Annotated in this window: 15 protein-coding genes; all 15 read right to left on the reverse strand. The window is 37.4% G+C overall.

All coding sequences use genetic code 11. From position 1 onward, the window contains the following. Positions 1-68: 68 nt before the first annotated feature. A complete protein-coding gene (gene aroA, locus WQ54_RS30175) occupies positions 69-1352 on the reverse strand; it encodes a 3-phosphoshikimate 1-carboxyvinyltransferase (RefSeq protein WP_046590518.1) in 1284 nt (427 codons plus the stop codon). A gap of 211 nt (positions 1353-1563) precedes the next feature. Further along, positions 1564-2667 carry a prephenate dehydrogenase gene (locus WQ54_RS30180; protein ID WP_046590382.1) on the reverse strand — a complete coding sequence of 368 codons (1104 nt, stop codon included), beginning with the start codon at positions 2665-2667 and terminating at the stop codon, positions 1564-1566. Between the two features lie 119 nt (positions 2668-2786). Continuing rightward, the gene (gene hisC / locus WQ54_RS30185; protein WP_046590383.1) at positions 2787-3872 is read right to left on the reverse strand and encodes a histidinol-phosphate transaminase; all 1086 of its coding nucleotides are present in this window, start codon (positions 3870-3872) and stop codon (positions 2787-2789) included. 144 nt (positions 3873-4016) lie between these two features. Then, the gene (gene trpA / locus WQ54_RS30190; RefSeq protein WP_046590384.1) at positions 4017-4808 is read right to left on the reverse strand and encodes a tryptophan synthase subunit alpha; all 792 of its coding nucleotides are present in this window, start codon (positions 4806-4808) and stop codon (positions 4017-4019) included. Next, a complete protein-coding gene (gene trpB / locus WQ54_RS30195; protein WP_046590385.1) occupies positions 4774-6000 on the reverse strand; it encodes a tryptophan synthase subunit beta in 1227 nt (408 codons plus the stop codon). Before trpB ends, trpA begins: the two co-directional genes overlap by 35 nt. Continuing rightward, positions 5981-6637 carry a phosphoribosylanthranilate isomerase gene (locus tag WQ54_RS30200; RefSeq protein WP_046590386.1) on the reverse strand — a complete coding sequence of 219 codons (657 nt, stop codon included), beginning with the start codon at positions 6635-6637 and terminating at the stop codon, positions 5981-5983. The genes trpB and WQ54_RS30200 overlap by 20 nt, the downstream gene beginning before the upstream one ends. Then, positions 6630-7394, reverse strand: coding sequence for an indole-3-glycerol phosphate synthase TrpC (gene trpC, locus WQ54_RS30205; RefSeq protein WP_046590388.1), 765 nt, complete (start codon positions 7392-7394; stop codon positions 6630-6632). Before trpC ends, WQ54_RS30200 begins: the two co-directional genes overlap by 8 nt. Then, positions 7387-8406, reverse strand: coding sequence for an anthranilate phosphoribosyltransferase (trpD, locus tag WQ54_RS30210; protein ID WP_046590390.1), 1020 nt, complete (start codon positions 8404-8406; stop codon positions 7387-7389). The genes trpC and trpD overlap by 8 nt, the downstream gene beginning before the upstream one ends. Further along, complete coding sequence (gene trpE / locus WQ54_RS30215; protein WP_046590392.1) at positions 8375-9916, reverse strand: anthranilate synthase component I; 1542 nt, start codon at positions 9914-9916, stop codon at positions 8375-8377. The genes trpD and trpE overlap by 32 nt, the downstream gene beginning before the upstream one ends. 373 nt (positions 9917-10289) lie before the next feature. Next, positions 10290-10658 carry a chorismate mutase gene (gene aroH / locus WQ54_RS30220; RefSeq protein WP_046590394.1) on the reverse strand — a complete coding sequence of 123 codons (369 nt, stop codon included), beginning with the start codon at positions 10656-10658 and terminating at the stop codon, positions 10290-10292. Then, the gene (gene aroB, locus WQ54_RS30225; RefSeq protein ID WP_046590396.1) at positions 10655-11749 is read right to left on the reverse strand and encodes a 3-dehydroquinate synthase; all 1095 of its coding nucleotides are present in this window, start codon (positions 11747-11749) and stop codon (positions 10655-10657) included. Before aroB ends, aroH begins: the two co-directional genes overlap by 4 nt. Continuing rightward, positions 11749-12921 (reverse strand): chorismate synthase, encoded by a 1173-nt coding sequence (aroC, locus tag WQ54_RS30230; RefSeq protein WP_046590402.1) that lies wholly within the window; start codon positions 12919-12921, stop codon positions 11749-11751. Before aroC ends, aroB begins: the two co-directional genes overlap by 1 nt. Before the next feature lie 79 nt (positions 12922-13000). Then, entirely contained in the window at positions 13001-13777 is a 777-nt protein-coding gene (locus tag WQ54_RS30235) for a protein-glutamate O-methyltransferase CheR (protein ID WP_046590403.1), read from the reverse strand. A 603-nt stretch (positions 13778-14380) separates the two neighbouring features. Further along, positions 14381-14827, reverse strand: a complete 447-nt coding sequence (gene ndk / locus WQ54_RS30240) for a nucleoside-diphosphate kinase (RefSeq protein WP_046590404.1) — start codon at positions 14825-14827, stop codon at positions 14381-14383. A gap of 114 nt (positions 14828-14941) precedes the next feature. Next, a complete protein-coding gene (gene hepT, locus WQ54_RS30245; RefSeq protein WP_046590405.1) occupies positions 14942-15904 on the reverse strand; it encodes a heptaprenyl diphosphate synthase component II in 963 nt (320 codons plus the stop codon). Positions 15905-16021 lie beyond the last annotated feature (117 nt).

Raw genomic sequence — 16021 nt, forward strand, 5'->3', positions numbered from 1 at the left:
AGATTTTAAAATAAATAAAGGCTATTCTCTTTCTAGTTAACTGTATATTGTAAATGACTAACGAAATATTATTTTCTTAACAAGGAAAGATGCTCAAAAAACGATGGATATGATACATCAATAGCATGAGCATCATGTAATTCAATCGGTTCTTCAGTAATACATGAAGCAATGGCAAGCATCATACCAATTCGATGGTCACCATGACTAGAAACAGCTGCATTACCTGTTAATTTGGTTTTGCCGCTAATCACCATTCCATCATCCGTTGCTTTAATCGCTGCTCCGATTTTCGATAATTCACCAACTACAGTATCAATCCTATTTGTTTCTTTAACCTTTAACTCACTTGCATCCTTAATGATGGTTTCACCTTCAGCTTGTGATGCTAATAACGCAATTACCGGGATTTCATCAATTAATTTTGGAATTAAATCACCGCCAATGGTTGCTCCCTTTAAAGTTGACGTTTTAATCAAAATATCTGCAATTGGTTCAAACGACTGATCTTGATGGGGAATAATCTCAATGGTTGCACCCATCATTTTTAATACATCAAGTATTCCTGTTCTTGTAGGATTAATCCCAACATTTTTTAAAAGAATTTCACTATTTGGTACGATTGCCCCTGCAACAAGGAAAAAAGCTGCAGATGAAATATCACCAGGTACAAAGATATTTGTCGCTTTTAGACTTTGACCCCCTTTTACTGTTGCTGATTTTTCATCTTCTTCCAGCTCTACACTAAATGCTCTGAGCATACGCTCAGTGTGGTCTCGCGATTTGTGAGGCTCTGTTACCGTTGTTTCTTCTTGATTTGTCCGTAAGCCTGCTAAGAGGATCGCTGACTTAACCTGAGCACTTGCAACAGGTGATTCGTAGTGAATACCTTTTAAACTCGCTCCGCGGATAGCTAATGGCGTAAACTGGCCATCTTCTCTCCCATCAATTTTTGCCCCCATCATTCTTAATGGTTTTGTCACTCGTGACATAGGTCTTCTGGCTATCGACTCATCGCCAATAATGCATGAGTGGAAATTTACCCCGGCCAAAATCCCCATCATTAATCGGGTAGTAGTACCTGAATTCCCTACGTCTAAAATCTCAGAAGGTTCTTTTAACCCATCTATGCCTTTCCCTTCTACCGTTACAAGACCTTCCTGAATGTCAATTGATACACCCATTTTTCGAAAGCATGAAACTGTGCTCAGACAATCTGCTCCCATTAAGAAATTTGTAATTTCGGTTTTTCCATTTGCCATAGCACCAAACATAACAGCGCGGTGTGAGATAGATTTATCTCCTGGTATTTCAATCGTACCTGCTAAACTAGTAACCTTAGATAATTTCATTACATCTGTCATTTACTCCACCTCTATTAATTACATATAAAGTGAGACTTCCATCAGTGGGGTTCACTTCATCCAACTGATGGTTAGCGAAACTTATCGGATCTTTACGGGCAGTTTTACACATACTGATCTTCTTATCTTCTCTTCATTCTGAAATAGGTGTCTTACTGCCCATTAAGATTGCGATGAATTGAATCGGTCAAGACCAAAGTTAAATGATAAAAGTATCATAATTTGAATATTTGTTAATGCAGTCTATTGCTCGTTCTCGATCTCGTTCTGTTTGGAAGCTTAACCTTAATACGCCATATATTTCTTCTCGAGTTTCAATAATCCGTATATTGGTTAAACTAATCTCTTCCTTAGCTAAATATCCAGTAATTTCAGATATGATACCTGGATAGTCAGGTACATCAACAAATAAATCATAAAACGATGGGATCGCACCTTTTTGTTTTTCCGGCAAACCGTCGCGATATTGTTTAGCATGTTCGAAATATGTGTATAGTTGATCTGCTTCTTCATTTGCAACAAGGCCTTTTACACGGTTCATCTCAGCAATCCACTCATCAAAAAGTTCTAATAAAGGCCCTTTGTTTTGTAATAAGATATCCCGCCACATTGCTGGGTTGCTGGAAGCTATTCTCGTTATATCGCGGAATCCGCCAGCAGCTAATCTTTTTACTAGTGGAAATTGTTCTTCATGGTATTCTGCTTGGCATACCAAGCTTGCGGCAACAATATGCGGAAAATGGCTTATTATCCCCGTTACCTTATCATGTTCATCAGGAGTCATTTCTATGAAATTTGCTTTTGTCCCCTCAAGAACATCTGTTAAACGAGCGAGGTCCTGCGGAGTTACATATTCAGACGGGGTTAAAATGTAAAAAGCATTTTCAAACAAATGGGGTTTTGCGGCTAAAATTCCCGACTTATGTGAGCCAGCCATCGGATGGCCGCCGATAAATTTAATTCTTCCGTTTAGATACTTGTTTGCACATTCTACGATCTGAGCTTTTGTACTGCCAACATCGGTAATTATGACACCCTGTTTCAATTCAGCGAAATGCAGCTGCTCAATGATTTTGATTGTCTGCTCAACAGGTGTAGAAATAAAAATAATATCAACATCCGTTAAATCTGGAATAAGTGCAGCAGAAATTTCGTCAATTGCCCCGATTTTTTTGGCAAGTGAAGCTTGATCTTGATTTATATCAAATCCAATTATATGAATAGCAGGGTTTTTCCGTTTAATAGCTAATGCGATAGAACCGCCTATTAAACCAAGTCCTATTAAATAAATATTTTTCACCATTAAAATCACCTTTTTTGCCTATCATTCTAAGAGGCTATTCATAAAATAAGTACGGGTTAAAAGTTTTGGGGGTCTGCCCCATTGTATTGAGACAGCCCCTGATTTAGAAAATCATTACATTAATTAAGTACAAATTCCTTTAAAATCTCAATGATTTCTGCATTTTGTTCTTCAGATCCCACTGTTATACGTAAATGGGTCGGAAAACCTAATGCGTTACCAGAACGAACAATATACCCTTTTTTAAGCAATGCACCGAACACTTCATCTGAATCACGCTTAAAATCAATTAGGATAAAATTCCCTTCCGATGGATAATAATTTAAGCCCTGTTCTTCACAAAACTGGTAGAACTGTTGGAGACCTTTTTTATTTTTTTCTTTACATTCAGTAATGAATTCAAGGTCATCGAGAGCAGCAATTGCAGCAGCCTGTGCAACACGGCTTGTATTAAATGGTTCTCTTGCCGGTTCTATTTTTCGAATTAAATCAGCATTTCCAATTCCATAACCGACACGTAATGCAGCTAATCCATACGCTTTTGAAAATGTGCGCAAGATCATTACATTTGAATAATCTTTTAACAACGGCACAGTTTCAGGATAATCTTCAGCAGCTACATATTCATAGTAAGCCTCATCAACGACAACCAGCACATGTTTAGGAACCTTATCTAAAAATTCCAGCAAAGCTTGTTTTTTAACATATGTACCAGTTGGGTTATTTGGTGTACATACCCATACCACTGTAGTGTTTTCGTCAATTTGATTAAGCATTGCATCAAGGTCATGATCTCCATCAACAAGTGGAACTTCGCGAATCTCAGTTCCCTCTATCACGGCATTATGCTTATATTGAGGAAATGTTGGTGTTGCCATAACCGTATTTGTTTCAGGACTTAATAGAGCTCGACAAATAATTTGAACAACTTCGTCTGACCCATTCCCAAAAATTAATTCATCCTCATTTACGCCTAAATGATTAGCCACCTTTGTACGCAGAAGAGCGCTGTATCCATCAGGATAAATCGCTAACTGATCAAGTTCATCGAGTATCGCTTGCTTTGCCTTCTGTGAGCATCCGTATGGATTTTCATTTGATGCTAATTTTACTACCTTTGTTAAATTAAATTCCTTTTTAACTTCCTCAATCGGTTTTCCTGGTTGATATGGTTTTAAACTTAATAACTGCTCTTTTACTTGCAAAGCCTAACACCTCTCCTACTTTAAGTGAAACTCAGGTCAGAGGGATTAACTCTCTCTGATCGTGCTGATTCTTATCTTAATGAGAAACTTTACATAATGCAATAAAATCATAAAAAAAGCCTTTTGAATCTCTTTTTCCTTCGTTTATGATGCAAAGATTTTAGCGTATTCTCTAAATGCTTCAATTGCTTTACTTCGAGTGGTGTCGTCTTCTAATTCCGGCTGCAATCGTTCAATCTCTCTCACTAATGCACTTCCTACGACAACACCATCACAAATAGTTGCCAGTTCTTCTACCTGTTCTCTTGAGGAAACTCCAAAACCAACAACAACAGGTACTTGGCTGTATTGTTTTACTTCATCTAAGAATGATGTAATTGCGTGATCAAAGTTCTTTCTAACCCCTGTAACACCTAAAGAAGATACACAGTAAATAAAGCCTTCAGCATTCTCCGTTATCATTTTTATTCTGCTTGATGAGGTTGGAGCAACAAGTGATATAAATGAAATAGAATGGTCTTTACACTTTTGGCGAAGTTCTTCACTTTCTTCAAAAGGTATGTCAGGAACAAGTAAACCATCAATAGTATTTTCTCGCAGTAAAGCGAAAAAGGATTCCTGTTCTAATTGTAACACAGGATTATAATACGTAAATAGAATAATTGGAATATTTACTCCCTTTTTCCTCATTTCAGGAACAAGCTTGATAGCTTTTACGATATTCATACCCTTCTTTAATGCCCTAGATGAGGCCTTTTGAATAACCGGTCCATCAGCAACAGGATCAGAGTAAGGTATCCCTAATTCAATTGCTGCCGCTCCTGCCTCTTGCAATGCAACGGCTAGATCTATTGTCGCTTCACTATAAGGATCACCTGCAGTAATAAACGGAATAAATAATTTATTTTGCAGTGGCTGCTTGAAGAGTGTTTTCATGCTTTTTCTCCTCCTTAAAATGATTCATTAAAGTATGAACATCTTTATCTCCTCTGCCTGATAAACAAATCAGAATACTTTCATCACGAGACATTTGTTTAGCATGTTTAAAAGCAGATGAAAGGGCGTGTGCCGATTCAATTGCTGCAAGGATTCCTTCTTCCCTTGCCAGCAATTCAAGAGCCTGTAATGCTTCTTTGTCTGTAACACTTTCATATTTCACTCTTCCCGTGCTTGCAAGATGAGCATGTTCAGGTCCGATTCCAGGATAATCTAATCCTGCTGAAATTGAATAAGGTTCTATAACTTGTCCATATTCGTCTTGTAATAAATATGTTAATGAACCGTGCAGAACACCTTTTGTGCCCTTCGTAATTGTTGCGGCATGCATGTCTGTTTCAACTCCCATGCCGGCAGCTTCAGCTGCAACAAGTTCAACATTTTCATTTAAAAAAGCAGCAAACATCCCAATTGCATTACTGCCGCCTCCAACACATGCCACTACTTTGGAAGGAAGCTCACCTTCTAAATTAAGAAATTGCTGTTTCGCTTCGTCTCCAATAACACGCTGAAACTCTCGTACAATGTAAGGATATGGATGCGGCCCAACGACTGAACCAATAATATAAAAATGGTCTTCACAATGTTGAACCCAATAGCGCATCGCCTCATTTGTAGCATCCTTTAATGTCTTATTACCGCTTGTTACAGGAATAACTTCTGCTCCCAGCAGCTGCATACGGAATACATTTAATTCTTGACGTTTCACATCTTCTTCACCCATAAACACTTTACATTCCATACCGAACTTTGCTGCAACAGTTGCAGTTGCAACTCCATGCTGTCCTGCACCTGTTTCAGCAATAACCTTTGTTTTTCCCATTCTTTTTGCAAGCAGTGCTTGACCAATTGCATTATTGATTTTATGGGCACCAGTATGGTTTAGATCTTCTCTTTTGAGGTAGATTTTTGCGCCGCCAAGTTTTTCTGTCATATTGCTTGCATACGTAACGGTTGTCGGCCTTCCAGAATATTCCATCAATAAATGATGATATTCCTCCATAAAAGCTGGATCGTTCATTGCATCAATATGGGCTTGCTCGATTTCAGCCAATGGGCTCATTAACGTTTCAGGTACAAATCGTCCGCCAAAATCACCGTATCTGCCATTTTTATCTGGATAAATTAACATACTTTAACACCCTTTCTTCAACTTCCTGGATTTTATCTTTGCTTTTTTGTTCATCAACCTCAATGCCGCTAGAAAGATCTATCGCTTGTGGATTATAGGTTAATAGCTTTTCTATGTTATTCTCGTTTACTCCGCCGGCAATAAAGCAAAGCTTATTATTATTCCTCGAGAACATTATATATTTCGGGACTGCAGACCAGTCAAAGCTTACACCAGTCCCCCCCCACTGACCTTTTAACCTGGAATCAATGATAAACCCATCAACAATATCCTGATAATCCTCCATCTCTTCCAACGTATTTGAATGATGATGCAGTGCCTTCCAAACAGCACCTTTAAATGTATCTCTTATTTTCTTAATCTCTTCAACTGACTCATTTCCATGAAATTGAATAACATCAATCGGAACTTCTTTAAGAACTTGATTGATTTCTACTTCTGAAGGATTTACAAATACAGCAACTAATTTTTTTCCCGAAAAGTCGACGTTGCTTATCCATTCCTTTACTGATCTAGGATCTACTCTTCGTTTGCTCTCAGCAAAAATAAATCCAATATAATCGGCATTTGATTTGGAAACAAGTTTATAATCCTCAAAAGAGCGAACTCCGCAAAATTTTAATAACGGTTTAGACATTGATTTCTTCTCCAAATAATTCTTTTATCGCTAATGTCTGATCGTCTTTTCTCATAAGCGATTCTCCAACTAACAATGCTTTTGCTCCATATTGCTTAACAAGCTCAATATCTTCTTTAGTATAAATGCCGCTTTCACTGACAAGCAATGTATCTTTAGGTATGATTGATACCATATTTTCCAGCTGGCCAATATTTGTTTCAAACGTTTTTAAGTTCCGATTGTTGACACCTAAAATTTTCGGAGTTATTACACTTAATACCAGCTCAAGCGTTTGACTATCGTGAACCTCTACAAGTACATCTAATCGTAATTCTTCCGCATATTGATAAAGCTCTTTTAATAATGTCGGTTCAAGCGCTTCACCAATTAATAAAACCGCATCAGCACCAATCCGCTTAGCTTCATCCACCTGAATAGGATCAATGATAAAGTCTTTTCTTAATATTGGCAGGTTTACTGCTTTTTTTACCGCTGTTAAATATTCACGTGCTCCTTGGAAGTAGGGAGCATCTGTTAACACGGATAAACAGTCTGCCCCACCTTTTTCATAAGCCAATGCAATCTCAACCGGGTGAAAATTCTCTTTTATTAACCCCTTAGAAGGAGACGCCTTCTTTACTTCAGCTATAAGGCCTAATTCTCGATAAGGATTTTTTAGCGCTTGATAAAATGATCGATGCGGCAGATTCTCTTCAACTGGTAAAATAAGATTTTTAATTTCTTCTTTCTTAGTTTCAATTATTTTATCAAGCATAATGTTCCTCCCTTTGATGGCGCAATATTTTTAATTGTTGAAGTGCCTTGCCGTTACGAATGGCTTCTTTTGCAAATATGACACCATCAGCTATGGATGGAACATAATTTGCAACATATAATGCTGCAGCTGCATTGACGGCCACAATGTTCTCTGCACTTTTTGGGCCGTTGCCTCTAAATATCGCTTCGATCAGCTTTGCACTTTCCTGAGCATTATTAACCTTTAATTCTTCTATATCTCCTACAAATAATCCAACGTCATTTGGATGTAAAACATATCGAGTGATTTCACCGTTCTTTAATTCCACAACATCTGTTTCGCCTGAAATCGAAATTTCGTCAAGTCCGTCACGTCCAGTTACAAGCAAGACATGTTCAGAACCTAATCGTTTTAACGCCTCAGCCATTTTCTCAGCATATTCAGTAGAAAATACGCCAATTACCTGTCTTTTTGCGTTAGCCGGATTTGCTAAAGGCCCTAACAAGTTAAAAACCGTTCTAAAACCGATTTCCTTTCTCGGATTCACAGCGTGTTTCATCGAAGAGTGAAACATTGGTGCAAATAAGAAGCTCATGTTCTGATCATTTAGACTTTTAATTGCTTCTTCATTCGAAGTTTGGATATTAATCCCCAATGTTTCAAGTACATCTGCACTGCCGCTCTTAGAGGAAAATGCACGGTTTCCGTGTTTCGCTACTTTTACCTTTAAAGCAGATACAACGATTGCTGCAGCAGTTGAAATATTAAATGTTGAGGCTCCGTCGCCACCAGTACCGCATGTATCGATAACATCATTGTCATAGTAGATGGATGTCATATGATTTTTCATCGATTTTGTAAACCCGACGATTTCATCAACAGTCTCTCCTCGAAGTCTCAAAATGGAAACTAGGCTGGCAATTTGACTTGGTGTAGCATCACCTGCCATGATTGAATTCATAACTTCTTCTGCCTGTGCTTCGGACAATGTTTTTCCTTCAATACATTTTGCTAGCAGCTCTCTCATCATGCATGACCTCCTCATTAAATACCTTTTCAGCTAATTGAATTGCTTTTAACATAGCGCTTGCTTTATTACAGGTTTCCTTCCATTCAAGCTCAGGAACACTGTCTACAACAATTCCGGCTCCGGCTTGCACATACGCAATGTTATTTTTTACTGTTATTGTTCGTATGGTTATACAAGAATCAACGTTCCCATCAAAACCAACGTAGGCAACACAGCCAGCATAACTGCCTCTTGCAGCAGGTTCCAATTCCTGAATAATCTGCATTGCCCTAATCTTTGGAGCACCTGAAACTGTTCCAGCCGGGAAAGAGGATAGCAATGCATCTATTGGGTGAACATCATCTCTTAATGTTGCAGTAACCTTAGAAATTAGGTGCATGACATGGGAAAAGCGTCCTACTTCCATTAATGTTGGCGTCGTTACCGAACCGTATTCTGCGACTCTTCCAAGATCATTACGGGCAAGGTCAACTAACATATAATGTTCCGCTTTTTCTTTTTCATCATTTTTTAATTCTTCTTCAAAAAATTGATCTTCTTCAAATGTTTTCCCCCGTCTCCGTGTCCCTGCTATCGGATGAATTTCAAGATGTTTATTTTGTATATAGATTAAACGTTCAGGCGAGCTTCCTACTAGCTCAGTATCGTTAAAGCGAATATAAAACAAATAAGGAGATGGATTGACAATTCGTAAAATTCGGTAAAGAGAAAAGCCGTCTGTTGATATAGGAATCTCAAATCGCTGTGATAAAACACCTTGAAAAATGTCACCTGCACGGATGTATTCTTTTACCTTTTCTACATCTTCTAAAAACTTGCTCTTCTCATAATTTGATTTAATTTCGTCAAAATTCACCTCAAATTGATCTGCAACAGTTAATGGCAAATGCTCAGGCTGTTCTTTCTGTTTAAGCTTGCTAATGTACTTGTTCATTTTTGCCTCAGCAAGCTGGTAGGCTGCCTGAAGATGTACTTCATCTTCGTCTCCATTTACGCGTTCATAATGGATGAAATAAAGCTTTTTCTCATGATGATCAAAGGCGATCACAGTTTCACATACAAAAAACATACAATTTTGCTGTTTCAGGTCATCTATTTCATGCTTTTCAACCTTTTCTAATATCGATACAGTATCGTAACCAATGTAGCCTACAGCACCACCGACAAACGGAATATCTAATTCTGGTAATTTAATAGCCAAATGATTTTGTAGATTTTCAAATATTTTTGTTAGAGATTTTGATTTCGATATCGTTTTTCTCTGTTCATTTAAAATTGAAAATTCTCCATGGTTTTCTTCAACAAATAAAAACGGGTTTATGCCAATAAATGAATAGCGTGACCAGCTTGATTCAGCATCCTTACTCTCTAATAAGTAAACAGCTTCCTCCTTAAATAACTGGAACAATTGAATGGGTGTAAATGTATCAACAATATATTGCTTTACAATGGGGATTGTTCGATAATGCTTGCTATCTTCACAGAAAGCGGTGTAAGAAGAAATATTCAAGGTTACTCACTCCTCCAATTAATTTGGAGAATGAGCATTTAGGGAGGTTATAAAATTGAAGATGATTAGCACCGTATCACTTCTTTCCATCTATAAACCAATTTATTGATTTTTAGTTTCATCCTATTTAAATGGGACAAAACGATTAGAAAGAAGAAAAACCCAAAAACCTGCTCGGTTTTTGGGTAGACTTGTGCCGTTAAAAATAAAACCTCAGCTAAACTAACTCATTCTCTGCTACCCTATACTAATCTCTCAACTCTTCTACTAAACAATCTTCTTTATCATGTTATTATAGTACACTAATAAATGTCAAGTTCAATGTGTGATTGTTCAGAATTTTCCCACTCATCAATGACTTATAAGGAAAATTTTATTTAGTAAACGACAAATCCGGTCTTAACTTTACAGCTTCAGCTAAATACACGTGATTTATATTCTTTTGCTTTTCACTTGTTTCCACTGTCATCATGATTCTGATACACTTTGGTAAACTGTTTGGAACAGGAATTTCCAGCATACACATGACAGGTACGTATTTCCAGCCCTCAAGTGATCTAAGTGCTTTTGCAGGAAATGTCGCTGTAAGATCTTCAGTTACTGTCATAATAACCTGCGCAACATTTTCTGGTTCGATATTATTTTTTTGAATCATTTCGTGAATTAACTCTTCTGTAGCTTTTAAAATAACTGCTTCTTCGTTTTCGTTTACAGTTGTTGCTCCGCGAATTCCCCTAATCAACCCTTGTCACCCCTTTTTTCCTCTCTCCACTCATTTAGCAAGGAATACAGTTCTTCCCCAGAAAAAGTCGCGGAAGTTGTTACTCCGATCTTTTCTAGCAAAATCATTGTCAACTGATTTGATTTTGTCTTTTTATCTTTTTTCATTTTGTTTATCAATTGCTCCGTAGATTGTGAATCGGGAACTTCTGTTGGAAAACCAATTTCTTTAAACCATGATGTTAATTCTTCGTACGGAAGAGAAGCAGCCAATATTTTATTACTTAACCATGTAGCAAATAGCATTCCGATTGCAACACAATCCCCATGTGAAAGCTTGCCGTATCCTGCCTCAGCTTCTACTGCATGGCCCAGTGTGTGCCCAAAGTTTAATATCGCACGGAGTCCTAATTCCTTTTCATCTTTCGAAACAACATCTGCTTTTATTTGAATGCCTTCTAGAATCATCTTTTGCAGCTTATCGGTTGTAATATCATCTAAACGCCTTACTTCAGCGAACAAAAAATGAAAGAGCGGTTCACTTCGAATGAGGGAATGTTTAATTACCTCAGCAAACCCGGATCTCATTTCGCTTTCTGGAAGGCTTTGTAAGAAGCTGCTATCGTAAACAACCGCTTTTGGCTGATAAAAAGCACCGATCATATTTTTCCCTTCAGGATGATTGATCGCTACTTTACCGCCAACTGCACTATCATGAGCTAAAAGCGTAGTTGGTACTTGTATAAATGGGACACCCCTCATATAAGTAGCAGCAACAAAACCAGTTAAATCGCCGACCACTCCTCCACCAAAGGCAATGATCACAGATTTTCGATCGAGTTCCTGTTTTAAAGCATAAGAATGAAGCTCATAAAACATCTCAAAAGATTTTGCAGCTTCCCCGCTCTTGATTACGTACTTATAAGTCGCCCATTCACTGCCGATAAGGTCTTCGAGAACAGTTTCATATCGAGCATCCACATTTGTGTCGGTAATTATCAAAACTTTAGACGGAGCGAGACGTCTTAAAAGATTAGGCAGTTCATTTATTGCTCCATTACCAACATAAACAGGATATGTCTCATCAGTAGTGTTAATCAAAATGGATTCCATTAGAATTCCCTCGTATGTTCACGCATTTTTTGAATGTTTTCTTTTATTAGCTCCATCCGGTCAACACCAAACTGTTCTACAATAGCATTGGCAATTTCCCACGCTACAACTGCTTCTGCAACAACACTTGCTGCAGGAACTGCACAGCTATCAGAACGTTCAATACTTGCTGTGAATGGTTCCTTTGAATCAATGTCTACACTTTGTAATGGCTTATACAATGTTGGGATTGGTTTCATTACACCCCTTACAACAACTGGCATACCCGTTGTCATACCGCCCTCAAAGCCGCCTAAACGATTTGTTTTACGTGTGTATCCTGCTTCCTCTGACCAAATAATCTCATCATGTACCTGGCTGCCAAATTTCCGGGCAGCTTCAAAGCCAATGCCAAATTCTACACCTTTAAAGGCATTTATGCTGACAATTGCACCGGCAATCTTACTATCAAGCTTACGGTCATAATGTACATAACTGCCGATTCCTGCAGGCAGACCTTCGACAACCACCTCAACGATACCTCCGATTGAGTCACCATTAGCTTTTGCTTGATCAATAGCTTCCATCATTCTTGTTTCTGCTTCGCGATCATAGCATCTTACCGGAGATTCCTCTGTAACAGCTAAAAGATCGTCAATATCACGGTATTCAGTATTCTTTGCTCTTACACCGCCAATTTCCAGTACATGTCCAACAACTTTGATATCTAACTCAGATAAAAGCTGTTTTGCTAATGAGCCAACAGCAACTCGAACTGTTGTTTCGCGTGCTGAAGAACGTTCAAGTACGTTTCTCATATCACGATGGCCATATTTCATTGCACCGACTAAATCTGCATGACCAGGTCGCGGGCGGGTAATTTGACGTTTAACCTCTTGTTCCTCTTCAGGAGTAATCGGCTCTGCACCCATTATTTTTGTCCAATGCTTCCAATCCCTGTTTTCTACTACCATAGCAATTGGAGATCCCAATGCCTTTCCATGTCTTACTCCGCCTAATAATTGAACTTGATCCTTTTCTATTTGCATTCTTCGACCGCGTCCATAACCCTTTTGTCTTCTTGCCAAATCCTTATTTATATCTTCTGCCGTTAAATTTAAACCAGACGGAACACCTTCAACAATAGCAGTTAATTGAGGTCCGTGAGATTCTCCAGCTGTTAAATACCTCATATAGTTCTCTCTCCCTTCAACGCACTAACGCTTTTAAGTACAAATATATCATAACTAGTATGAAAAAAATAGCAGATTTTTAACTCTTTTGATAAAAAAAAGTATCTACAGTCGAAAGTTCATAACGTTCGGCATGGAAAATTTGCTCGGTACTGCCAACAAAAAAAATTCCTTCATGCTTTAAAGCTTTGCTAAACTTTTTAAACAGCATCTCTTTTGCTTCCTCTGTAAAATATATTAGGACATTTCTGCAGACAATTAAATCGAATTGAGTGTCAAATGAATCCGATAAAAGATTTTGCCTTTTAAATTGAACAGAATTTATAATTTGGTCACTAATCTTATAATTTGTCCCTTCTTTTTTAAAAAATTCCATTTTTATTTCTTCAGGAACTTCATTTAATGACCGTTCAGGGTAAATTCCCAGCTTGGCTCTCGCAAGAACATTTTCATCTATGTCTGTTGCTACTATTTTCACACTAGAAAGTGGTACAAATTTTGATAAAATCATGGCAAGGGTATAAGGCTCTTCTCCAGTAGAACAAGCAGCACTCCACACTTTTAACCGGCTATTTTTTTCTAAGAGCCGAGGAAGAATTCTTTCTTCGAGCACTTGCCATCGTTTATAATTCCGATAAAATTCTGAGACATTTATTGTCATCCGGTCTAAAAATTCATAATATAATTCATTGTTGAGATTTAATCCGCTGAAAAAATCCCGAAAGCTTGCAAAGCCTCTTTTCTCATACAAAGATATTAACCGCCTCTTCATTTGTGCTTCTTTGTAGAGGGATAAATCGATTCCAGATTTCTGTTTTATTTTTCCAATAAACTGTTCATAATCTTGATCAATCATTGATAACTCTCCTACTTTAGACAAACCAATAAACATTCAAGAAAGAAGTAAATACTATTCTGCCTATTAAAACTAATAAAATAATCACTCTAGAATAATTTATAGTATATCTTAATTTTGCAAGAATTTGCGCAATTTTTAAAAAGAAATTAAATTCTAGTATTTTAGAAACTTGGCTCTGCTAAACAGAGAGTTAATTTCTGTACAAGTTTTCCTTTTTCGACGGGGTTCTATTTAATATACCTTCTCAGTTTATAAGCTTGTTAAGCCTCCATTTACCTCGATTTAGTATGCAATCTACCTCTCCGCTTTAAAAAACAATATGCCAAAAACAAGGACTCTTTTCTAAGAGATTGTTGTTTTTAAATAGGTTCTAAGATGAAAACTGTTTAAGATTAATTGGAGCTGGCTGCGAGACTCTTGAGGGAGCAGCTGGAATCATAAGTGAGAAACTCATCCAGACTTTTGCGCCAAGAGAAGGCTCACCAAGGTCTTGTGCAAACGAGCTTTTGAAGCGGAAACCAAACGTTCTGCACAATTAGTTATATAACACAAGGTTTGCCAAAAAAAGCGAAAATAAAAAAAGCTAGCAAACGCCAGCTCTTAGTAAATCCAACCATTAATTAATTTATCATATTCAACAAGCTCATTCTCATTAAAAAATAATGATATTTCTCGGGCCGCGCTTTCTGTAGAATCAGACCCATGAATAATATTCTTACTTACAAACATACTGTAATCACCTCGGATTGTACCTGGTTCAGCATCTTTAGGGTTTGTTTTACCCATCATTTTACGGGTTAACTCTACTGCATTCTCCCCCTGCCAAACCATGGCAAAAACAGGACCAGAGGTAATAAAACTTACTAGATCATCATAGAAAGGTTTCCCCTTGTGCTCTCCATAATGCTTTTCAGCTAGTTCACCTGGAATTTTCATCAGTTTGGCACCAACCAACTGTAAGCCCTTTCTCTCAAATCTACTAACAATTTCACCGATGAGCTGACGTTGAACACCATCAGGTTTCACCATTAAAAATGTTTTTTCCATATTATATTCTCCATCCCTTTGATAATTATGTATAGGCTTTCACAAGCCCAAGAAAATGATAACATGTATATAAGAGATTATCAATAAAAGGATGGAGAAAAAATGCGGAAATAATTAAAATTTTCTTTTTCCAATATATTTAGCAATACTATAAAGCGTGGATCTAGCACGATTTTTCGGTAAGCTCTCAATGACCTCAAACGCTTTTTGAAGATATTGATCACTTACACCGGCAGACCTTTCTATAACATCCGATTCCAGAATTCTTTTTAATAGCGTTTGTATTTCATCAGGTCTGGTTTCATTTGTTATCTTTTCAATCTCGACTTTCATAGATGGGTCCTGTAATGCAAATAAAACTGGAAGGGTAATATTTCCTTGGAGAAGATCACTGCCAACTGGCTTACCTAATTCTTTTTCAGTTGAAGTGAAATCAAGAATATCATCTGTAATCTGAAAAGACATCCCAACATAATATCCAAACCAAAATAGTTTTTTATGTATTTCTTCAGAGGCACCTGTTGAAATAGCCCCTAATTGACAGCTAACAGCTATTAATAAAGCGGTTTTTCTCTTTATTCGTTTTAAGTATGTTCGTAATGACTGATCATATCGATATTTATCTTTAATTTGTTCAATCTCGCCTAAGCAAACTTCTACAATTGTTCTGGATAAAATTTGATGGGCTAAAGGATCATCAATATTTGTGATGACCTCTAAGGATCTGGCTAACAAGTAATCTCCGGTATACATTGCAATGCGATTATCCCATTTCGATTTTACAGTAGGCTTACCTCTGCGAAGCTCTGCATCATCAATCACATCATCGTGCACAAGCGATGCCATGTGAATTGTTTCCAAGGCAACTGCCACATATTTAACCCTTTGAATATCATAGTTTCCAAACATAGAAGAAAGAAGGACAAAAACTGGCCGAATCCGCTTACCTCCTGCCTGAAGAAGCTCTAAATTGGCTTCTCTAAGTAAAGGGTGGTGGGAAATAGCTGTTTTTTCAAGCTCTTGTTCAATTATTGAAAGGTCTGTATTCAAAAACGAATACAATGCTTTAAATTTCATACTCTTCACCTTAATACATCTTATTGTATGTGAACCCGTTCTTTTAAAGATGGCAGGAAGATCAGGCAGATTCATTGAAAATACCGATAAACCATTGATCATAAAAAAACTGCCAGG

It is taken from the genome of Bacillus sp. SA1-12, assembly GCF_000981385.1.
Lineage (GTDB): Bacteria > Bacillota > Bacilli > Bacillales > Bacillaceae > Metabacillus.